Source organism: Microbacterium trichothecenolyticum (assembly GCF_030818955.1).
Taxonomy (GTDB): domain Bacteria; phylum Actinomycetota; class Actinomycetes; order Actinomycetales; family Microbacteriaceae; genus Microbacterium; species Microbacterium trichothecenolyticum_B.
Genome location: NZ_JAUTBF010000001.1, coordinates 2330292 through 2351584, shown reverse-complemented (window position 1 = coordinate 2351584; position 21293 = coordinate 2330292). Strand labels below are relative to the sequence as shown.

General features: G+C 69.4%; 20 protein-coding genes. 10 read left to right on the top strand and 10 right to left on the bottom strand.

What is annotated here, in order from left to right; translation table 11 throughout:
- Positions 1-10 precede the first annotated feature (10 nt).
- From QE412_RS11110 to QE412_RS11090, 5 genes are all read left to right on the top strand, one after another.
- The gene (locus tag QE412_RS11110) at positions 11-1087 is read left to right on the top strand and encodes a carbohydrate ABC transporter permease (protein ID WP_373426547.1); all 1077 of its coding nucleotides are present in this window, start codon (positions 11-13) and stop codon (positions 1085-1087) included.
- Positions 1084-1983, top strand: coding sequence for a carbohydrate ABC transporter permease (locus QE412_RS11105; RefSeq protein ID WP_307483520.1), 900 nt, complete (start codon positions 1084-1086; stop codon positions 1981-1983). Before QE412_RS11110 ends, QE412_RS11105 begins: the two co-directional genes overlap by 4 nt.
- A 29-nt stretch (positions 1984-2012) precedes the next feature.
- A complete protein-coding gene (locus QE412_RS11100) occupies positions 2013-3467 on the top strand; it encodes a glycoside hydrolase family 1 protein (protein ID WP_307483518.1) in 1455 nt (484 codons plus the stop codon).
- Between the two features lie 31 nt (positions 3468-3498).
- Positions 3499-4512 (top strand): LacI family DNA-binding transcriptional regulator, encoded by a 1014-nt coding sequence (locus tag QE412_RS11095; protein WP_307483515.1) that lies wholly within the window; start codon positions 3499-3501, stop codon positions 4510-4512.
- A 126-nt stretch (positions 4513-4638) separates the two neighbouring features.
- Positions 4639-4998 carry a hypothetical protein gene (locus QE412_RS11090; RefSeq protein ID WP_307483514.1) on the top strand — a complete coding sequence of 120 codons (360 nt, stop codon included), beginning with the start codon at positions 4639-4641 and terminating at the stop codon, positions 4996-4998.
- Here QE412_RS11090 and QE412_RS11085 read toward each other — a convergent pair whose 3' ends face one another.
- On the bottom strand, positions 4999-5481 hold the full coding sequence (locus QE412_RS11085) for a MarR family winged helix-turn-helix transcriptional regulator (RefSeq protein ID WP_307483511.1): 483 nt from the start codon (positions 5479-5481) through the stop codon (positions 4999-5001).
- A gap of 193 nt (positions 5482-5674) precedes the next feature.
- On the opposite strand from QE412_RS11085, the gene QE412_RS11080 reads away from it, so the two are divergent.
- Together QE412_RS11080 and QE412_RS11075 are read left to right on the top strand one after the other, a co-directional pair.
- Positions 5675-5842 (top strand): hypothetical protein, encoded by a 168-nt coding sequence (locus tag QE412_RS11080; protein WP_307483508.1) that lies wholly within the window; start codon positions 5675-5677, stop codon positions 5840-5842.
- A 24-nt stretch (positions 5843-5866) separates the two neighbouring features.
- On the top strand, positions 5867-6208 hold the full coding sequence (locus tag QE412_RS11075) for a DUF7882 family protein (RefSeq protein ID WP_307483506.1): 342 nt from the start codon (positions 5867-5869) through the stop codon (positions 6206-6208).
- 51 nt (positions 6209-6259) lie between these two features.
- On the opposite strand, the gene nhaA is transcribed toward QE412_RS11075, so the two are convergent.
- The 9 genes from nhaA to QE412_RS11030 form a co-directional block, all read right to left on the bottom strand.
- Complete coding sequence (gene nhaA, locus QE412_RS11070; RefSeq protein ID WP_307483503.1) at positions 6260-7591, bottom strand: Na+/H+ antiporter NhaA; 1332 nt, start codon at positions 7589-7591, stop codon at positions 6260-6262.
- A 163-nt stretch (positions 7592-7754) separates the two neighbouring features.
- A complete protein-coding gene (locus tag QE412_RS11065; RefSeq protein WP_307483500.1) occupies positions 7755-8726 on the bottom strand; it encodes a glycoside hydrolase family 68 protein in 972 nt (323 codons plus the stop codon).
- Position 8727: 1 nt separating this feature from the next.
- The gene (locus QE412_RS11060; protein ID WP_307483498.1) at positions 8728-9666 is read right to left on the bottom strand and encodes a PfkB family carbohydrate kinase; all 939 of its coding nucleotides are present in this window, start codon (positions 9664-9666) and stop codon (positions 8728-8730) included.
- The gene (locus QE412_RS11055; RefSeq protein WP_307483496.1) at positions 9663-10616 is read right to left on the bottom strand and encodes a carbohydrate ABC transporter permease; all 954 of its coding nucleotides are present in this window, start codon (positions 10614-10616) and stop codon (positions 9663-9665) included. The genes QE412_RS11060 and QE412_RS11055 overlap by 4 nt, the downstream gene beginning before the upstream one ends.
- A 1-nt stretch (position 10617) precedes the next feature.
- Positions 10618-11559 (bottom strand): carbohydrate ABC transporter permease, encoded by a 942-nt coding sequence (locus QE412_RS11050; protein ID WP_307483493.1) that lies wholly within the window; start codon positions 11557-11559, stop codon positions 10618-10620.
- Between the two features lie 63 nt (positions 11560-11622).
- Positions 11623-12915 (bottom strand): sugar ABC transporter substrate-binding protein, encoded by a 1293-nt coding sequence (locus QE412_RS11045; RefSeq protein ID WP_307483490.1) that lies wholly within the window; start codon positions 12913-12915, stop codon positions 11623-11625.
- Positions 12916-12977: 62 nt separating this feature from the next.
- Positions 12978-14030: a LacI family DNA-binding transcriptional regulator gene (locus tag QE412_RS11040; protein WP_307483488.1), complete on the bottom strand. Its 1053-nt coding sequence runs from the start codon at positions 14028-14030 to the stop codon at positions 12978-12980.
- Between the two features lie 549 nt (positions 14031-14579).
- Positions 14580-15917, bottom strand: a complete 1338-nt coding sequence (locus QE412_RS11035) for a uracil-xanthine permease family protein (RefSeq protein WP_307483485.1) — start codon at positions 15915-15917, stop codon at positions 14580-14582.
- A 78-nt stretch (positions 15918-15995) separates the two neighbouring features.
- On the bottom strand, positions 15996-16928 hold the full coding sequence (locus QE412_RS11030) for a phosphoribosylaminoimidazolesuccinocarboxamide synthase (protein WP_307483482.1): 933 nt from the start codon (positions 16926-16928) through the stop codon (positions 15996-15998).
- A 110-nt stretch (positions 16929-17038) separates the two neighbouring features.
- Here QE412_RS11030 and QE412_RS11025 point away from each other — a divergent pair, with 110 nt between their 5' ends.
- The 3 genes from QE412_RS11025 to QE412_RS11015 all read left to right on the top strand — a co-directional run bounded on the left by QE412_RS11025 (position 17039) and on the right by QE412_RS11015 (position 21195).
- The gene (locus QE412_RS11025) at positions 17039-18757 is read left to right on the top strand and encodes a BCCT family transporter (protein ID WP_307483479.1); all 1719 of its coding nucleotides are present in this window, start codon (positions 17039-17041) and stop codon (positions 18755-18757) included.
- Between the two features lie 279 nt (positions 18758-19036).
- Complete coding sequence (locus tag QE412_RS11020) at positions 19037-19660, top strand: PadR family transcriptional regulator (protein WP_307483477.1); 624 nt, start codon at positions 19037-19039, stop codon at positions 19658-19660.
- Positions 19657-21195, top strand: coding sequence for a DHA2 family efflux MFS transporter permease subunit (locus tag QE412_RS11015; RefSeq protein ID WP_307483474.1), 1539 nt, complete (start codon positions 19657-19659; stop codon positions 21193-21195). The genes QE412_RS11020 and QE412_RS11015 overlap by 4 nt, the downstream gene beginning before the upstream one ends.
- The last annotated feature ends 98 nt before the right edge of the window (positions 21196-21293 follow it).

The following is a 21293-nucleotide window of genomic DNA, read 5'->3' as shown; positions in this document are numbered from 1 at the left end:
AAGGAATCTCGTGACCACGACACTGCAGCCGCCCGCAACCCCCGCGGCATCCGCCCCCGACGGTCTCTCCGCCCGCACGCCTCGTCGCGTCGGGTTCGGCTCGACGCTCAGCGCCTGGGATCTCAAGCTCTCCCCGTACCTCTACATCTCCCCGTTCTTCGTGCTCTTCCTCGTCACGGGGCTCTTCCCGATCCTCTACACGGGCGTCATCTCGTTCATGGACTGGGATCAGATCCGCGGCTCGGGGACGTTCGTCGGCTTCGACCAGTACGCCTACGTGCTGTCGCAGCCCGCATTCTGGGACGCGCTGCGCAACACCTTCAGCATCTTCGTGCTCTCGACGGTGCCGCAGCTCATCCTCGCGGTCTTCATCGCGGCGATGCTCGACCAGAACATCCGCGCGAAGACCCTCTGGCGCATGGGCGTACTCGTGCCGTACGTCATGGCCCCTGTCGCGGTCGCGCTGATCTTCAGCAACATGTTCGGCGACCAGTACGGCATCATCAACACCCTGCTCGCCCGCTTCGGCCTGCCCGGGGTCGGCTGGCACTCCGACGCGTTCGCCAGCCACATCGCCATCGCGACGATGGTCAACTTCCGGTGGACGGGGTACAACACCCTCATCCTGCTGGCCGCGATGCAAGCCGTGCCGCGGGAGTACTACGAGGCGGCCACCGTCGACGGCGCCGGCAAGGTGCGCCAGTTCTTCTCGATCACGCTGCCGAGCCTGAAGCCGACGCTCATCTTCGTCATCATCACCTCGACCATCGGCGGCTTGCAGATCTTCGACGAGCCCCGCATGTTCGATCAGTCCGGCACCGGCGGGTCCGACAACCAGTGGCTGACCATCTCGCTGTACCTCTACAACCTCGGCTGGGGCGAGTGGAACTTCGGTCGCGCAGCGGCGCTCGCGTGGATCCTGTTCCTCATCATCCTCGTGATCGGGGCGGTCAACCTCTTCGTGAGCCGGTCGCTCGTGCGCGACGAGGGCTCGCGCGACGGCCTCACCCGAGCCCAGCGCCGGGCCGCCGCCCGCGCCGCGCGGCAGCGGCTCGCCGCATCGACAGGAAAGGACGTCCGTCCGTGAGCGTCATCGACACCTCGCCCGTCACCGGGGCGGCCGACCCTCGCCCCGCCCGCCGACGCCCCCGGGCGGTCCGCGGCTCGCGGCCCGGCTGGTTCGTCTACGCCAGCCTCGGCGTCGTCCTGCTGGCCGCTCTCGTCCCTTACTACTGGGCGCTGCTGATCGGCTCCGGCGACTCCGCGACGATCCGCAACCCCGAGTTGTCCTGGATCCCGGGCGGCAACTTCTTCGCCAACGCCGCCGCCGTGCTCGGCAACCCCGCCGTGAACTTCTGGGCGGGACTGTGGAACTCGATCTTCAGTTCGGCGATCATCGCGGCATCCGTCGTCTTCTTCTCCACGCTGGCGGGCTGGGCGTTCGCGAAGCTGCGGTTCCGCGGCGGCCCGTGGCTGTTGCTGTTCGTCGTGGCGACGATGGCCGTGCCCACCCAGCTGGGCGTCGTGCCGCTGTACATCCTGTTCAGCGAGCTCGGTTGGACGGGGGAGATCGGGGCGATCATCGTCCCCGCGCTGACGAGCGCGTTCGGCGTCTTCTGGATGACGCAGTATCTGCGGCAGGCCGTGCCCGATGAGCTCATCGAGGCCGCGCGGGTCGACGGTGCGAGCTCGTTCCGCACGTTCCTGACGGTCGGCGTCCCGGCCGCACGACCCGCCGCGGCGATGCTCGGTCTGTTCACGTTCGTGACGGCATGGAACAACTTCTTCTGGCCGTTCATCGTGCTCGACCGGCAGAACCCCACGCTGCCGGTCGCGCTGTCGCTGTTGCAGTCGAACTACTTCGTCGACTACTCGGTCGTGCTCGCGGGCGTGCTGCTGTCGACGATCCCGCTGCTGCTGCTGTTCGTCTTCGCGGGCAGACAGCTGGTCAGTGGCATCATGCAAGGGGCGGTCAAGGGATGACCCTCGCGCCCACGGAAGGAACCCGAACCATGTCCGATACTCGAGCCTTTCCCGAGGGCTTCCTCTTCGGGGCCGCGACCGCGGCGTACCAGATCGAGGGCGCCGCGTTCGAAGACGGGCGCACCGCCTCGATCTGGGACGCGTTCAGCCGTGTGCCCGACGCCGTGATCAACGCCGACAACGGCGATGTCGCGTGCGATCACTATCACCGCTACGCCGGCGACGTGCAGCTGATGAAGAGTCTCGGACTGCAGACCTACCGATTCTCGACCTCGTGGTCGCGCGTGCGCCCCGACGGCGGCGCCCTCAACCCGAGAGGCGTCGACTTCTACAAGCGTCTCGTCGATGAGCTCTTGGATGCCGGCATCCTGCCCTGGCTCACGCTCTATCACTGGGATCTGCCGCAGGCGCTGCAGGAGCGCGGCGGCTGGACCGTGCGCGAGACCAGCGACCTCTTCACCGAGTACGCCCTCGACATGCACGACGCGCTGGGCGACCGTGTGAACGTCTGGACCACCCTCAACGAGCCATGGTGCTCGTCGTTCCTCAGCTACACCGCCGGCGCCCATGCCCCCGGCCATTACTCGCAGGCCGAGGGCATGCTCGCCGCTCACCACCTGCTGCTCGGTCACGGTCAGGCCGTGCGCGAACTGCGCGCTCGTGACTCGTCGCTCACCCTCGGGCTCACGCTCAATCTGACGGTCGCCGACCCCGTCGACCCGGCCGCCCCCGCCGACCTCGATGCCGCACGCCGTATCGACGGGCAGTTCAACCGCTGGTTCCTCGACCCGGTGTTCCGAGGCGCGTACCCGGCCGACATCATCAAGGACTTCCGCGATACCGACACCGAGGCCGTCGCGCGGTGGCAGGCGGCCGTGCAGCCGGGCGACCTCGAGATCATCTCGACGCCCATCGACTCGCTCGGTGTGAACTACTACCACGGCGAGTTCGTCGGCGGCACACCGCCGCAGGTCGCCCCGCCCGCCGGCGACGCCCCGACGCCCCGACCCATCGGCAAGCCGTTCCCGGCCCACGAGAACCTCTACTGGCACGACCGCGGCCTCGCGCGCACCAACATGGGGTGGGAGGTGCAGCCCGAGGGACTCACCCGCCTGCTCGAGCGGGTCAGCGAGGAGTATGCGGCGCAAGACGACGTCGCCCTCTACGTGACCGAGAACGGGGCTGCGTACGACGATGAGCTGGTCGAGGATGCCGGAGAGTCCCGCGTGCACGACATCGACCGGGTCGAGTTCGTCGAGGCCCACCTGGCCGCCGTCCTGGACGCGGTCGATCGAGGCGTCGACGTGCGCGGCTATTTCTACTGGTCGCTCATGGACAACTTCGAGTGGGCCTGGGGCTATGCCAAGCGCTTCGGCATCGTCTACGTCGACTACCAGACCCAGGAACGGACCGTGAAGGACTCCGGCCGGCAGTACGCTCGCATCATCGCCGAGCGCTCTCTGGCCACCGCACCCGCGGTGTGAATTCGCGCGAGGGCCCGGAGGAGGGAGCGCGATGGAACTCGCACCCGTGCGGGGCACCGCCACCATCGAAGAGGTCGCGGCGCGAGCCGGGGTGTCGCGCTCGACGGTGTCGCGCGTCGTCAACGGCTCCACCGCCGTCTCGCCCTCCGCCCTCGAGGCCGTGCGCCGCGCGATCGATGAACTGCAGTACGTTCCCAATCGCGCGGCGCGCTCCCTCGCCAGCCGACAGACGCGGTCGATCGCCCTCGTCATCCCGGAGCAGACCGACCGCTTCTTCGGCGACCCGTTCTTCGCCTCCATCGTGGCGGGCATCGGCGAGGTCATCAGCGCGTCGGACTACGTCATGAACATGCTGATCGCCAGCGACGACGCCAGCGCCAAGGCGCTCGCCTACCTGCGCGGCGGCAGTGTCGACGGTGCGATCGTGGCCTCGCACCACACCAGCGACACCTTTCTCGAACGCCTCGCCGACGTCGTGCCCGTCGTCTACGGCGGCCGCCCGTCTCGTGTGCGGCCCGACGACTACTACGTCGATGTCGACAACGTCGAGGGCGGGCGGGTCGCCACCGGCTATCTGCTCGGGCGCGGCCACCGTCGGATCGGCACGATCTCGGGTCCGCTCGACATGCCGGCGGCCATCGACCGTCTGCGGGGTTTCCGCGAAGCGCTCGCCGACGCGGGGCTCGAGCCGGCGGCGGTCGAAGACGGCGATTTCACCGAGATGGGCGGGGCGCTGGCGATGAATCGAATCCTCGCGGCGGGTCCGCTGCCCGATGCGCTCTTCGTCGCGAGCGACCTCATGGCTCGCGGCGCCTACACCGCGCTGCGCGAGCGCGGGCTCGAGGCGGGACGCGACATCGCCATCATCGGCTTCGACGACTCCGCGGTCTCGACGGCCCTGCACCCGGCGTTGACCACCGTTCGGCAGCCCTCGCTGTCGCAGGGGCGACACATGGCATCCGTTCTGCTGGACATCCTTGCCGGCCGACCGGCCGTTCACGCGACGATCCTGCCCACAGAAGTGGTGGAACGCCGCTCGGCATGAGACAGCCCGAGCGCGGCGATCGAGGGCGGCGGACGCTGCGGCACCCTATTGATGGCCTGCGTCCAACCTGTCGTACGATCTTCCTGGTGGGAACAGGGGCCACCAAGATACCAAGGGGTGCGCACGGTGCCGTTTCGCAGTAAAGACACGTTGCAGGCATGGCTCGCGGAGTTCGCCGCCACCGGTGTCACCGGCGGGGGCGCGAGCGCGTACGTCGCCGACCAGGAGCCGGTCGATGGCGTCGACGGCGGCCTCGTCATCTTCCCGTTGGCCAATGCGACGACGTCGGTGTATCTGGCTCCGGTCGCGGTGGGCGAGCCGGATTGGCGTGTGACGTTCGAGGCGCAGCCGGAGGTGACGGAACTCTCTCCCGACGCCGTCTACGATCTGTGCCGTGAGATCACGCAGGCGGCGGATCTGTGCGCGTTCTTGCAGCGCAAGTCCGTCGAGCACGTGGCGCGACTCGCGGCCGACGCCGAGGACTGATCAGGCCGCCGAGGCGTCTCCGGTCGTCGCCCGGTCGGCGAGTCCGGCCTGCTCGCGTGCGGCGAGGGCCGTGTGGGTCAGGAACGACGCGAGGTCGGCCTCGACCCTCGGATCGAGCGTGGCGATGATCCGGCGGCAGGTGTTGTCGAAGTGCGCGAGCTGCGACCAGGGTTCGTTCTCGAGGTCGACAGCGACGTAGATGTGGTTGACGCGTCGGTCGGTCTCGTCCGCTTCGCGACGCAGGATGCCGCGCCGCACGAGGCGCTCCACCATGGTCGTGACGCCGGCGGAGGTGACGCCGAGGTGCGCGGCCAGCGCTGAGGGGCGCACGCCGGGGTGGGCTCCGACGAAGGCGAGGGCCCTCGCGTCGAGCTCGTTCACGCCGAGCTGCTTGCGCGCCTGCGCCGCAGCCGCTTCGCGCTCCCGGGAGTACAGCATCAGCGCTGTCATCAGAGGCGAGGTGTCGCCCGGTTCTGCGGTCATCGACCTGCTCCCCACATTCCGTATGTCCCGGATCACTATACCTAACCTCCTAAAGTTGCCAGACTGATCATCACCCACCGTGAATATCAGCGTACGTGACTCTCAACAAGATTACCTAACGGTGTTGATTACATGCTATGTTGATGATCACCGGGACTGAGCGTCGCGGGAATCCGACGGAAGGAAGAACGTCATGACCAGCATCATGTTCACAGGCACGCCCATCGCATCTGCCCGCCGCTCGACCTTCGTGCCGTCGCCCGCCGATGTCGCCGTGCGCCGGGTGCGCCACATCGTCGTTGCCGCCGCTGTCGTCGTCTCGGCCGCCGGCGTCGGTCTCGTCGGCCCCCTCGTCTTCTGACCCTCACCCCGCACAGGACTCCTCATGGGCAAGCTCTTCTACGGTTCCGACCCGAAGCCGATCGACATCGACGACCGCCTGCTGCAGTACCTGCAGGTGGTTCTGTCGACCAAGCTCCGCCGCAGCGAATCGTTCACCATCACCTGGACCGACACCGAGGCCGAACACGCCCGTACGACGCTGTGGATCCAGCCCTCGATCTCGCTGCGTTTCCACTACGCGAGCGCAGAGGCCGAGCGGCTGTCGGGGGGCTACCTGCGGCAGCTGGCCGACCAGGCCGCGCTGTCGTCGGGTCTGACGCTCAACGCGGCCACTTGGCAACAGCAGGAAGCCGGGCACCGCGTGCAGCTCGCCGCCGCCGCCTGACCCGCACGTTCGCGAGTGCCCCGTACCTCTCCCGGTGCGGGGCACTCGTCGTCACAGTCCCGGCCCGGGGGGCTGCTGGTAGACGTCCGGAACGTCGTCGCCGTCGGCATCCACCTCTTCGTCGAGGGCGAGCCGCTTATACCGGCGATTGCGCACGAGAAGCACGCACGACGCCAGCACGGATGCCAGCAGCGACGCCGCCATGATGGCGATCTTCGCGTCGTCGGTGTGCGCCGAGCCCCCGGGGAAGCTGAGCTCGGCGATCAGGAGCGACACCGTGAAGCCGATACCGGCGAGAAGTCCCACTCCCGCCAGATCGATCCATCGCAGCGCGGGGTCGAGTCGCACCCGCGTGACCAGCGTCAGCAGGCGAACGCCGAGCAGGATGCCGAGGGGCTTGCCGAGCACGAGTCCCGCGACGATGCCGATGGTCACGGGGTCGGTCGCAGCCCGCAGGAGTCCGTCGCCCCCGCCCACCGAGACGCCCGCGGCGAAGAAGGCGAAGATCGGCACGGCGACGCCCGCCGAAAGGGGGCGGAAGCGGTGCTCGAACTGCTCCGCGAGATCCATCCCGCGAGCTTGCGGCTGCCGGCGTGAGGCGGCGACGGGCACGGTGAACGCCAGGGCGACGCCCGCGATGGTGGCGTGCACGCCCGACGCGTGCAGGAACGCCCACGCGGCGAAGCCGATCGGCAGGAGGACGACCCAGGCACCGCAGGCGTGGCGCGCGAACCATGCTCGCCCCCGGTGCGCGATCGCGCCGTAGATCGCCACGAGGACCGCGAAGACGGCCAGGGGCAGAACCGAGATGTCGCTGGTGTAGAAGATCGCGATGATCGCGATGGCGATGAGGTCGTCGACGACGGCGAGGGTGAGCAGGAAGATACGCAGCGGGCCGGGCAGGTGCGAGCCGACCAGCGCGAGCACCGCGACGGCGAACGCGATGTCGGTCGCGGTGGGGATGGCCCAGCCGGCGAGCAGGCTCGGCTGCGCGTGCACGACGGCGACATAGACGAGTGCCGGCACGGCCACACCGGCGAACGCCGCCGTGACGGGCACGACGGCCGTGCTCCGTCGACGCAGGCTCCCGGCGACGATCTCGCGTTTGAGTTCGAGGCCCACGAGGAAGAAGAACACGGCGAGCAGGCCGTCGGCCGCCCACGCGCCCACGCTGAGTTCGAGATGCCACGGTTCGTAGCCGAAGCGCAGATCGCGTAGGGCGAAGTAGGCCGCCGACGCCGGCGAGTTCGCCCAGACGATCGCGGCGATGGCCGCCACGACGAGCAGCAGGCCCCCGACGGACTCACGGCGCAGCAGGGCGGTGACGCGCTGCACCTCGGCGGAGCCGGGCCAGCTCGGTGTGCGGACGATGTCGTGAGTCATGACGGCTCCTGGGTGATCGATCGACGGATCGTCGACCAGGCTTCCCGACACACCGCTGCCGATCTTACCGGGCGGGCCGTGCGGCCGTCGAGGGGAGGGCCGTGCGTGCCACGTGGAACGCGCACGCCCCGGGGAGGACGCGCGCGTTCCACGTGGAGCCGGTTCAGGCCGACAGTGCCGCCGACTGCTTCACGACGAGGCGGTCACCGTCCCAGCCGACCGGCATCGGGTCGGTGACACCGCCCACGAAGCGGCCGTCGGGGCCGACGTTGCGGAAGGCCAGGAGCTGCCACGCGCCCGCGCGGTCGCGGATGAGGCGACCGACATACAGGTCGTCGTCGGTGATCGGTGTGGCGGCCGCGATGTCGAACGGCCCGAGCACGCTGTCGGCGGCCACCGCCCACACCGCCCCGCGCGGGTGGCGTGCGCGCACGGCATCCATCGCCTGGGCGGGCATGCACGAGAACAGCAGAACCGGGCGGCCGTCGACCTCCTCGACCTGCGTCACCTCGAGCTGACCGAAGCCCTCGTCGGTGGGCTCGCTGACCGGGGCCTGCAGCTCCCAGGTCTCGAGGTCGCGCGAGGTCGCGTGCGCGACGACGCCGCGGCCGTTGAACGGACCCTCCGTCGCGCGCGCCGTGACGTACATGTGCCAGCCGTCGCCCGCGGGGTCGGCGAACACCCACGGGTCGCGGAAGGCCTCGTCGTGCCAGTCGCTGGTGTCGAGACGCTCGTAGATCGTGCCGTCTGCTTCGAGCACCGCACCCGCCGGGTTCTTGTGCCAGGTGGAGAGGTCGTCGCTGGTCCCGTAGCCGACGCGCTGTACGTTGCGGCCGTCGTCGCCCAGGCGGGAGCCCGTGTAGAAGAGAAACCAGGTGCCGTCTTCGCGGCGCACGGTCGAGCCGGTCCAGGTGGCGAGGGCGTCGAAGTCGTCGGCCCCGCCGCGAACGAGGGCGTCGGCGACGCGCTCCCACGACACCAGGTCGGTCGAGACGGCGTGGCCCACCGAGGCGCGGTAGTGGCGGTCTTCCGGATCGTGCAGTGCGCGCGAGGCGTACAGGAAGAACAGGTGATAGGCGTCGCCGTCGTCGGCGAACCAGAAATCCCACACGTAGGAATCGGCGAGGTCGAACACGTCAGGCACTCTCTTTCAGCGCAGCGGTGTGCTGCAGGTCTTCTCGGGTCGGGGGGTCCATGCCCTCGCGTCCGACCGTGATGGCGGCGGCGGCCGCGGCGCGGCGGAGCAGGGGAGCAAGGGCGGCGTCGTCGAGGGCGCGCACGGCGGTGCGCAGCTCATCGACGTCGCCGGGAAGGTTCAGGATGCCGTCGAGCAGCGTCCCCATGAAGGTGTCGCCCGCCCCGACCGTGTCGACCACGCGCGTCGGGACCGCGGGGATCTCGACGCTGCCGTGGGCGGTGACGCCGAGCGAACCGGCATCCCCGTCGGTGATGACGGCGAGTCCCGCGCCGAGGGCGACCCAGGCGCGCGCCACCTCGAGGGCCGGCACGCCGGGGTAGAGCCACTCGGCGTCTTCGGCGCTGGCCTTGACCACGTCGCTCAGGGCGACGAGGGCCTCGACGCGCTGGCGCGCGTCATCGACGCCGCCGGTGAGGGCCGGCCGGATGTTCGGGTCGTAGCTCACCAGGGCCGTCGCCCGGGCGCGCTCGGCGGTCGCACGCACCTCGTCGGCGCCGGGGGCCAGGGTCGCGGCGACCGATCCGGTGTGGAAGACGCGCGCGGCCGGCACCTCGACCGGGACGGGCAGCACCCAGTCGATGTCGAACTCGTACGTGGCGTTGCCGACGGCGTCGATCATCGCGTTCGCCGTGGCCGTGTGCTCCGGCGATCCCGCCGGGTGAAGGGTGACTCCGGATGCCGAGAGCCAGTCGTTCAGCACGCGGCCGCGCTCGTCGTCGGCGACGCGGGCCACGAGGGCCGTCCGCCGCCCCAGCCGCCCGAGGGCGACCGTGACGTTGGCCGGGCTTCCGCCGGGGCGCTCGGCCGCCCCGGCGGAAGTGGTGACGATGTCGATGAGTGCTTCGCCGAGCACGACGACATCGAGTTCTGGACTCATCCCTTGACCCCCGATGCGGCGATGCTGCTGACGAACGCCCGCTGGAAGATGAGGAAGACGATGAGCACGGGAAGGGTGATGAGCGAGGTGTAGGCCATCACCTCGCCCCACGCGGTGTTGAGCTGGAAGAAGTACTGCATGCCGACCATGACGGGGCGCAGCTCCTCTTTCTGCACCACCATGAGAGGCCACAGGTACTGGTTCCACGCCGGCAGGAAGGTCAGGATCGCCACCGTCGCGAACGCGGGACCCGACAGCGGCACGATGATGCGGCGGTAGATGGTGAACCAGCTCGCGCCGTCGATGCGTGCGGCCTCGTCGAGCGACGCCGGGATGGTGGAGAAGTACTGCGCGAACAGGAAGATCGAGAAGGCGTTCGCGATGAACGGCACGATCTGCACCTGATAGGTGTTCAGCCAGCCGAAGTCGTACTTCAGCACGCCGCCCTCCATGACGAGGGTGGGGAGCTGATTGACCCAGTAGACCATCGGCACCGCGATCGTCTCGAACGGCACGATGAGCGTCGCGATGATGAGCGCCAGCACCACCACGCGACCCTTCCAGCGCAGCCGCGACAGGGCGAACCCGGCGAGGGAGTTGACGATCAGGCCGAGTCCGACGGTGAGCACCGTCACCAGGATCGAGTTGAACAGGAACTGCGCGACCGGGACGCGGTCGAACACCCCGAAGTAGTTGTCGAGGCTGATCTCGCCGGTTGGCAGGAACGCGGCGGGGGAGTTGATGTCGCGCAGGATCTGGGCGTCGGGCTTCAGGCTCGAGACGAACATGAACACGAGCGGGAAGAGGAAGAACACGGCGAGGATCGACATCGACACGTACGTGAGGATGCGGCCCCTGCGGCCCTCCGATGAGCGGGTGCGCTGACGGGCGGGCGAGGAGGGACGCGAGGAACGCGTCGCGCGCTCGGGGCGCTCGAGGGTGCTGGTCATGTCAGTTCTTCTCTCGGGTCAACCGACGCTGGATGAGCGCGATGATGAGCACGGCCACGAAGAACAGCAGCGAGATCGAGGCGGCATAGCCGATCTCCTGCTGCTCGTAGCCCTTGCGCACCGCGTGGAACACGACGGTCGACGTCGAGTTGAGGGGACCGCCCTGCGTCATCACGTCGACCTGCACGAACAGGCCGAGCGCGGCGATGGTGATCGTGACGAGGACGAACACCATGGTGGGGCGAAGGCCGGGCCAGGTGACGTTGGTGAACTGGCGCCAGCGGCTGGCGCCGTCCATGCGGGCGGCTTCGTAGAGCTCTTCGGGGATGGTCTGCAGTCCCGCGAGCCAGATGATCATGTGGAAGCCGACGGCCTGCCAGATCGAGAGCACGATGATGGCGGGCAGCGCCGTGCTCGGGTCGTTCAGCCAGTCGGCGCCCTGCAGGGCCCCGAAGGTGAGCGTGTCGATCATCGAGTTGATGAGGCCGTCGCTCTGGTACATGAAGCGCCACAGGATCGACACCACGACGATCGAGGTGACGACGGGGATGAAGAAGACGACGCGGAAGAACGTCGTCCCGCGCAGGCGCTGGTTGACCAGCACCGCCAGGAACAGGCCGAGACCGGCCTGCACGGGAACGACGACGAGGGCGAAGAGGAAGGTGTTCAGCGCCGACTGCAGGAAGACCGGGTCGGCGGTGAAGGCACGCAGGAAGTTGTCGAGTCCGACGAAGCGCGGCGGGTTGGGCGAGATCAGGCGGGCGTTCGTGAACGACAGCGTGAAGGCCAGCAGCACGGGGACGATGAGGAAGAGCAGGAGCAGGAGGGCTGCGGGGGCCATCATCGCCAGGCCCGCCCACGTCTCGCGTCCGCGTGCGGAGCGGAAGCGGCTGAGGGATCGGCGCGGCTGCTTCGCCGCGGCGACCGGAGGTGACACGGTCATCAGGTTCTTCTTTCGCGGGGCGCGGTGGGGGTCCGGCTGGACCCCCACCGCTGGGCGCGGGCGTCAGTTCGCGCCGTAGCCGTCGTTGGAGGAGATGTTGGTGTCGATCTCGGTGACCGCGGCATCCAGAGCCGACTGCACGTCGGCGCCGTTCATGATGTCTTTGGCCGCCGTCTCGAACGTGGTCGAGATCACCGCGTAGGCGGGGGTCTCGGGGCGCAGCACCGCGTACTCCTTCGAGAACTCCGCGAAGGGGGCCAGGGCGCCGTCGGTGGAGTTGAAGTACTTCGACGCCTCGGTCGCGGCCTCGGTGGCCGGGATCACGAGCTGCTCGTCGGCGAACTGGGTGATGTACTTGTCGTCGAAGCTGAACTCCAGGTACTGGCGAGCGCCGTCGGCGTCGGCGCACGACGACGAGATGCCCCACTGCCACGAACCGCCACCGATCTTGGGGCCGTTGCCGAGGTCCGGCGGCGGCAGGATCAGCAGGTCGTCGCCCACGGCATCCACCGCGGCGAGACCGTTCCACACACCCGTGTAGCTGAGGGCGACATCGCCGTCGACGAACTCCTGGTTGCCCACGGTGCCGCCGCTGTTGGCGTAACCCTTCTTGAAGAGGTCCTGGAACCAGGTGCCCCACTTCACGGCATCCGGGCCGTTCAGCGCGCCGTCGGCAGACAGCATGGTGTCGCGGTCGATGAGGTCGCCGCCGAAGCTCTGCAGGAACGGCGAGTAGGCGTAGGGCCACCACTCACCCTTGTCTTCGGCGCCGATGTCGATCGGCGTCTCGTACCCGGCGGCCTTCAGGGTGGCCAGCGCCTGGTCGAACTCGGTCTCGGTCCACGGCTGCTCGATGGAGGGGATGCGGATGCCATTGGCATCGAGCACCGACTTGCGCGCGAAGATGCCGAGAGCGGCATCCCAGTACCCGGCCGAGTAGATCTCACCGTTGTACTTTCCGACCGCCGTGGGAAGCAGCTTGTCGGTGATGTCGCTGGAGATGTTCAGCGGCTGCAGGTAGTTCGCCCACGCCCAGTTGGGCATGATCGGACCGTCGAGGTCGAGCAGGCACGGCAGGTCGCCCGAGGCCGCCGCCGCGACGATCGCGTCGTTGTACGCGCCCTGCGGGAACGACTCGGTCTTGACCGTGTACTTCTCCTGCGAGGCGTTGAAGTCGCTGATGATCTGCTCGTAGACCGCGAGCTCGGCGGGGTTGCCGGCCGAGTGCGTCCACATCGTCAGCACGGTACGACCGTCTTCGGTCGTCGCGCCGCCCTGGCCTGCCTGACCGCAGCCGGTCATCACCAGCGCGGCAGCCACGCCCGTCGCGGCGAGCGGGATGAAGGATTTCTTCATCGTGTTCCTTTCGGTGTGCGGCGACATCGCTGTCGCCATCGTGAGAGGACGCCGGTGCGGCGTCAGTCCGTGACCCGGGGATCCCGCGCGCTGCCGAGGTGCGCGGGAGGGGCGACGGAAGCCCGACGAACGATCGGGCAGTCCATGAGGTGGGGGGAATCGGTGTCCGCCGCGCGGAGGCCGAGGGCGACCTCCATGGCCCAACGGCCCATGGCCGCGTGGGGGAGCGAGACGGTGGTCAGCGGCGGGTCGAGCTCTGCCGCGACCAGCTGCTGGTCGTCGTAACCGACGACGGACAGGTCTTCGGGGATGCGGATGCCGTGGCGGTGCGCCCACATCACGACACCGGCCGCGATGCGGTCGTTGAAGGCGAAGACGGCCGTGGGGCGCTGGTCTTCGGGCAGCGACATCAGCTCGGCGATGGCGCGCTGGCCACCCGCCGCCGCGGTGACGGCGAAGACGTGCAGCGCGGGGTCGGGCTCGATACCGGCTTCGGTGAGCACGTCGACGTAGCCCTCGAGGCGCAGCTGCGCGGCGATCGGGCGGTCGTCGTCGCCGTCGTCGATGTAGGCGATGCGGCGGTGGCCGGCGTCGACGAGCTCCTGGGTGGCGGCGCGCCCGCCGGCGTAGTCGTCGGGCACCACGGCGGGGTAGCCGCCGCCCTCGGGGCGGCAGTCGAGGAAGACCGTGCCGGCGGGCAGGCCCGCGGGGGCGGGGATGATCTGGTGGTACATGGAGGCGTAGACCATGCCGTCGACGCGGTGGTTCACCAGGGTCGAGATGGCCTCGGATTCGATCTCGGGATGCCCGTCGGTGTCGACGAGGATGACGAGCCGGCCGTTCTCGCGGGCGACCTCTTGCGCCCCGGCGAGCATGCGGCCGGCGAAGGGCGTCGTGGCGATGCGGTCGGAGACGAGGCCGATGGTGCCGGTCACGCGAGTGCGAAGACTCCGGGCGATCGGGTTGGGGGAGTAACCCACCTCGTCGGCGACGCGGCGAACACGCTCTTTGGTCTCGTCGGAGATGCGCGACTCGGCGTCGTTCAGCACGAGCGAGACGGTCGCGGGAGAGACACCGGCCGCTTTCGCGACGTCGGCGAGACGCACTCGAGTCATCGCTCCACCCTCCATTGGATAATCGATTTACCGTGCCGATAAAACGATTTATCAGCGACCGAGATCAGTGTGGAGGTCTGCGGGGGTCTCTGTCAAGTAACGGTCCGGCAACGGTGCGTGCGGCGGGTGGTCGCGGCATTCGGTCGTTGCATCGGGTCGCGATGTTCGGTCGCGGCGTCGGGCCGGGGCGTCAGGTCGGGGCGTGGGCTCGGGCGCGGCGGCTGTGGGTTGCCGTGCGGGCTCGAGGTTCGGACCGTCGTGCGGAGTCCAGGTGCGGCGCGCCGCGCCGAGGAGCCCCCACGCGGCGTGTCTTGGCCGTTCTCCGCGTGACGGTCCGCGCCCCGGGGCCGGGGCGATCGCCCGGGGGTGCCGTACGTGTGGGCCGTCGTGCGGAGTCGCCCAGCGACACGCCGTCCAGGGGAGCCCACACCCGGCGTGTCGAGACCGTTCTCCGCGTGACGGATCAGCCGACGGGTGTCGCGACGGGTCGCCGCCCGGCCCGCCGCCTCCCTTCCCCGGCGCGGGGCGAGGATCGGCGGGCGTGCCGGGTCAGACCGGGTCGCCGCCCAGCGGGCCCACCGCGGGGATCGGACCGCCGTCGTCGGCGCCGGTGTGGCGGGCCCGGGCGATGGCGTTGCCGAGGTGGTAGATGACCAGCGCCGCGACGGAGCCGAGCACGATGGCACCGAGCTGGAAGTCGCCGAACTGCATCGTGAAGCCGGCGATCGCGAGCACCAGGGCCACCGCGCCGGTGTACTGGTTGACCGGGCGCGAGAAATCGACGCGGTTGTCGACCCAGATCTTGATGCCGATGATGCCGATCAGGCCGTACAGCGCGGTCGTCACACCGCCGAGCACCCCCGGCGGGATGGTGTTGAAGACCGCGCCGACCTTGGGCGACAGGCTCAGCAGGATCGCTGCGAGACCGGCCACCCAGTACACCGCCGTGGAGTACACGCGCGTCGCGGCCATCACGCCGATGTTCTCGCCGTAGGTCGTGGTTCCCGAGCCGCCGAAGGTGCCGGCCAGGGTGGTGGCGACGCCGTCGGCGATGAGGGCGCGTCCGGTGGAACGGTTGGCCGTGGCATCCGTCATCGCCGCGACGCCGCGCACGTGACCGACGTTCTCGGCGACGAGCACGAGCACGACGGGCAGGAACATCGCGATCACCGACCACGTCTGGGGCGAGGCGAAGTCGGCGACGTGGAAGGTCGGCAGTCCCACCCACGGGGCGGTCTCGACGGCGGCGAAGTCGATGAGGGTCTCGCCGGTGGCGGCCTGGATCAGCACCGTCGCGACGTAGCCGACGATCACCCCGAGGAAGATCGAGATGCGGCCCAGGAACCCGCGGAACAGCACGCTGAACAGGATGACGGCGACCAGCGTGATCGTGCCCGGAAGGGGCTGCTTCTGGAAGCTCTGCCAGGCGACCGGTGCCAGGTTGAAGCCGATGAGGGCGACGATGGCCCCCGCGACGACGGGCGGCATGACCCGATCGACCCACCCGAGCCCGACGAACTGCACGACAAGCCCGATCGCGGCCAGCAGAATGCCGACGGCGACGATGCCGGCCAGGGCGGAGCCCATGCCGGCGGTCGCGGTGGCCGCCGTGACCGGCGCGATGAACGCGAACGAGGAACCGAGGTAACTGGGCAGCCGATTGCGGGTGACGAGGAGGAACAGCAGGGTGCCGACGCCCGAGAACATCAGCGTCGTCGACACGGGGAAGCCGGTCAGCACCGGCACGAGGAACGTGGCGCCGAACATGGCGATCACGTGCTGCAGGCCGATCGCGATCGTGGCGGCCCAGTTCAGGCGCTCACCCGGCGCGACGACCGCTCCGGGTTCGACGGTGCGGCCGTTTCCGTGCAGGGTCCAGCGGAACATGTGTCTCCTCATGGGGGCGGGAAGGGATGCCGAGATCGCGCGGGCGGCGGGCGGTCACACGCCGCCGCGGGGCGACGATCAGGATGCCGTGAGCAGCTGCAGCAGCTCCGCGTAGCGGTCGCGGGTTCTCTCGACGATCTCGGCGGGGAGGGCGGGCGGCTCGCCCTGCTTGTCCCAGTTCGCCGCGAGCCAGTTGCGCACGATCTGCTTGTCGAAGCTCGCCATGCGCTCGGCGGGGGTCTCGCCGGTGCGCCAGGCCTCGGCGTCCCAGTAGCGCGACGAGTCCGACGTCAGCACCTCGTCGGCGAGGGTCAGCACACCATCGGCGTCGAAGCCGAACTCGAACTTCGTGTCGGCCAGGATCAGGCCCCGGGCCTCGGCGGTCGTCGAGGCCCGGCGGTAGATCTCGAGCGAGAGGTCGCGAAGCGCCTCCGCCGTGTCGACGCCGACGATCTCGGCGGAGCGCTCGAAGCTGATGTTCTCGTCGTGCTCGCCCATCGGCGCCTTGAACGCGGGGGTGTACAGCGGCTCCGGCAGGCGGTCGCCGTCGTTCAGCCCCTCGGGGAGGGGGATGCCGCACACGGTGCCCGATGACTGGTACTCGGCCCAGCCGGAGCCGGTGAGATACCCGCGCACGACGCACTCGATCGGCTGCATGTCGAGCGAGCGAACCAGCATCGCGCGCCCCTGCACGGCATCCGGGATCAGGCTCACGGCGTCGTCGCCCACGAGAGCGTGTTCCGCGGCGAGGTGATTGGGGATGCCGCGGCCGCCGTCGGCACCGGCGAGCTGGTCGAACCACCACAGGCTCAACGTCGTCAGCAGTACGCCCTTGTCGGGGATGCCGGGGGAGAGCACGTGGTCGAACGCGCTGACGCGGTCGCTGGCGACGACGAGCAGGTGCGCGGGGCGGGCGTTCTCGGCGGTGTCGGCGGGGACGTAGAGGTCGCGCACCTTGCCGGAATAGACGTGGCGCCAGCCGGGAAGCTCGAGCGGGGGAGCGGAGGTCACCCGCCCATTATCGCGGGTGCCGGGCCCGGGTGCCCGTGCGGATTGTGTCACACCCCCGCCCCGCGCGCCTGCCCCGGAGGCGTGCGGGGCGGCCTGGCTACCCTCGAAGGATGACCGAGGCAATCCCCGATACCGCGGTGTCCATCGATCCCCACGCCGGAAGCCGGCACGCGACCATCCGGGGGTGGGTGTTCTGGCCCGCCGCCGCGATCGCCCTGGCGTTCATCGCGTTCGCGATGATCTTCCCGTCTGCGGCCGAAGCGACCTTCGGCGCGGTGCAGACCACGATCGTCTCGGCGTTCAACTGGTACTACGTCCTGATCGCAGCCTTCTTCGTGGTGTTCGCGCTGGCGATGGGGTTCAGCCGGTTCGGGTCGATCACGCTCGGACAGGACGACGACGAGCCCGAGTTCTCGACGATGTCGTGGTTCTCGCTCCTCTTCGCCGCCGGGATGGGGATCGGCCTGGTGTTCTACGGCGTGAGCGAGCCGCTCAGCCACTTCGTCGAGCCGCGCCCGGGCGTCGCCGGCACGCCGAGCCAGCTCGCGCAGCAGGCGATGTCACAGACGTTCCTGCACTGGGGCGTGCACGCATGGTCGATCTATGTCGTCATCGGTCTCGCTCTCGCGTACGCGTTCCACCGGCGCAGGCGCCCGCGTACGATCCGCTGGGCGCTCGAGCCCCTTCTCGGCGCGCGGCTCGTGCAAGGAGCATGGGGCAACGCCGTCGATGTCGCCGCCCTCGTCGGCACGCTCTTCGGTGTCGCCACCTCGCTGGGGCTCGGCGTCATCCAGATCAGCGCCGGTCTGGACTACCTCGGCATCGCGTCGCCGTCGGTGATCAGCGAGGCCATCATCGTCGGCATCATCACCGGCTTCGTGCTGTTCTCGGTGCTGTCCGGCGTCGGCAAGGGCATGAAATGGCTGTCGAACATCAACCTCGTGCTCGCGGGTCTGCTGATGCTGTACCTGCTGTTCGCCGGTCCCACCGAGTTCCTGCTGCGCGACGTCGTGCAGTCGATCGGCAACTACATCCAGAACTTCGTCGGTCTGTCGTTCACCACGAGCGCGTACTCCGGCGAAGAGGGGGTGGCCTGGCAGGGCGTCTGGACCTCGTTCTACTGGGGCTGGTGGATCTCGTGGGCCCCCTTCGTCGGCATCTTCATCGCGCGCATCTCCCGCGGTCGTACCGTGCGAGAGTTCGTCACCGGGGTGATCCTGGTTCCCACGCTCGTCGGCATCCTGTGGTTCACGGTGCTCGGTGGCACCGCCATCTACGGCGAGCTGACCGGCACGGTCTCATTGGTGGGGGCGGACGGGTCGGTGAACGTGTCGACCGCGCTGTTCCAGCTGCTCGAGAGCGTGCCCGGCACCGTCTTCCTGTCGGTCGGTTTCCTCATCCTGATCGGGATCTTCTTCGTGACCTCGGCCGACTCCGGCGCCCTGGTGATGGGCATGATCGCGACGGGCGGCGAGGAGGAGCCCAAACGCTGGGTGCGCATCTTCTTCACCCTTGCGACCTCGCTCATCGCCTTCGCGCTGCTGCTGGCGGGTGGTCTCACCGCGTTGCAGACCGCCGCGATCAGCATCGCCCTGCCGTTCAGCCTCGTGCTGCTGGCGATCTGCGGGGCCACGGTGACGGCCTTCCGGCGCGAGATGCGGGCGTACGACCGCGCGGAGCGGGCAGCGCTTCGCGATGCGATCGGGGAGCACTACGGACTCGAGGTCGAAGAACCCAACCAGCGCGGCATCTTCGGGTTGCCCGCGCGGTGGGGCCGGCGTCGCGCGGCCGCCCCCTCCGCCGAGGCGCCCCCGTCGCCCGGCGCGTAGCCGCCTCTTCCACCCGTCGAGTGTCCAAGACACGCCGCGTGACCAGCGTCGAACGCGGCGTGTCCCCGACACTCACCCCCCTGGATGCCCCGCACCGCGCCCCGGCATCCGCCCCCCTCAAGCCCCGCCCACTTCGTCGAGCGTCCAGAACATGCCGTCCAGCGCGGGGAGGGCGCGGCGTGTCTTGGACACTCGACGTTCACTCGGGCGCCTCGCGCGCCGCGCGGGGAGGGCGTATAGTCCATGTGGACTAGTCGACACGGACCATGAGGAGGACGGATGCCGGAGCAGACCCGCCTCACCCCGCTCGCGGTCATGATCCTCGCCACGCTCCGCGAGAGCGACATGCACCCGTACGAGCTGATGCGCTTGTTGAAGGAGCGCCGCGACGATCGGCTCGTTCCCCTGCAGAAGGGCACGATCTACCACACGGTCGCCCGTCTCGAGCGCGACGGCCTTCTCGCCGAGGTCGGCGTCGATCGCGACGGCAACCGTCCCGAACGCACCACGTACACGCTGCTGGACGCGGGTCGTCACGCCGTCGAGGAGTGGATCCGGGTCGAGCTGCCGCAGATCGACCGACAGAGCGACTTCCGCGTCGCCCTCTCCGAAGCCCACAACCTCGAGCGCGACGACGTCGTCGGCCTGCTCGACCAACGTCGCGCGCTGCTCGTCGAGTCCGTCGACGCGCATCGCGCGAGCCTCGCGTGGGCGGCGGACAACGCCATCCCCGAGCAGTTCCTCGTCGAGATGCAGCGGCAGGCCGCTCTGCTCGACGCGGAGGTCGCCTGGCAGGACGGCCTGCGCGCCCGTCTCGCCGACCGCTCCCTGCCGTGGGGCGTCGCCGAGATTCCCGAACACCTCACGAAGAAGAACCGCGTCTCGAAGGAGACCACCCCATGACCGACTCCCGCGCCGCATCCACGGCATCCCCCTCGACTTCCGAACGCAACCCCTGGCCCGCTCTCTGGGCGCTCGTCATCGGGTTCTTCATGATCCTGGTCGACACCACGATCGTCTCGGTGGCCAACCCCGCCATCAAGGCCGCGCTCGATCCCCACACCGGCAACCTCGACAACGTCGTGTGGGTGACCAGCGCCTACCTGCTGACCTACGCCGTGCCCCTGCTGATCACCGGCCGCCTCGGCGACCGGTTCGGCCCCAAGAACATCTACCTCGTCGGGCTCGCTCTCTTCACGCTGGCCTCGCTCGCGTGCGGACTGTCGTCATCGCTCGAGATGCTCATCGTCGCTCGCGCCATCCAGGGACTGGGGGCCGCCCTCGTCACGCCGCAGACGATGGCGGTCATCACCCGCACCTTCCCGCCGCAGCGCCGAGGCGCCGCGATGGGCCTGTGGGGGGCGACGGCCGGTGTCGCGGTGCTCGTCGGCCCGCTCGCGGGCGGCCTGCTCGTCGACGGCCTCGGGTGGGAGTGGATCTTCTTCATCAACATCCCCGTCGGGGTGATCGGTTTCATCGCCGCGCTCATCCTGGTTCCGCAGCTGCCGCGTAGCTCCCACAAGTTCGACATCCTCGGTGTCGTGCTGAGCGCGCTCGGGCTCTTCCTCATCGTGTTCGGCCTGCAGGAGGGCGAGCACTACTCCTGGGCCGCGTGGATCTGGGGCATGGTGGCGGCGGGCGTCGTGGTGATGGGCGTCTTCGTCTGGACGCAGGCCCGCAGCACGGGGGAGCCCCTCGTTCCGCTCGCCCTGTTCCGCGACCGCAACTTCTCGATCGCGAACCTGGCCATCGCCACCGTCGGCTTCACCGTCACGAGCATGGCGCTGCCGCAGATGTTCTACCTCCAGCTCGCTCGCGGCCTCACCCCCACGGAGTCGGCGCTGCTGCTGATCCCGCTCGCGATCCTGTCGGGCGTGCTCGCGCCGTTCGCCGGCAAGCTCCTCGACCGCACCGACCCCCGATTCCTGCTCGTCCCCGGTCTTCTGCTGGTCGGCGGTTCGCTCGGGCTCTACACCGTGCTGATCCTCAGCGACGCCCCGATCTGGGCGTTCCTCATCCCCTCGGCCCTCATGGGCGTCGGTAACGCCGGCATGTGGGGCCCGCTCGCGACGACCGCCACGCGCAACCTGCCGCCGCGGCAGGCGGGCGCCGGCGCGGGTATCTACAACACGACCCGTACCGTCGGTTCGGTCATCGGCTCGGCATCCATCGCCGCGTTCATGCAGGCGCGTCTCGAGGCGAACCTGCCGGGCGCAGGGGATGCCACGGCGAGCTTCGGCGCCGGTTCGCTGCCGCCGCAGATCGTCGCCGGGTTCTCTCAGGCCATGGGGCAGTCGCTGTTCTTGCCCGTCGCCGTGATCGGCGTCGGCCTGATCGCCGTGCTCTTTCTGCGTCGCCCGTCGGTGGTCCGACCGCACGGGACTTCGCGAGACGCCGCCCCGGCACTGCGTGCGGAGCCCGCTCGCGCTGCCGAGTAGTCCGGACGCCGAGAGAAGGCGTCGTCGCCCGTCAGGGCGGCGACGCCTTCTTCTGTGGTATGTTTCGTTCGTTTTCGGGCCGTTTGTCACAGTTCGAA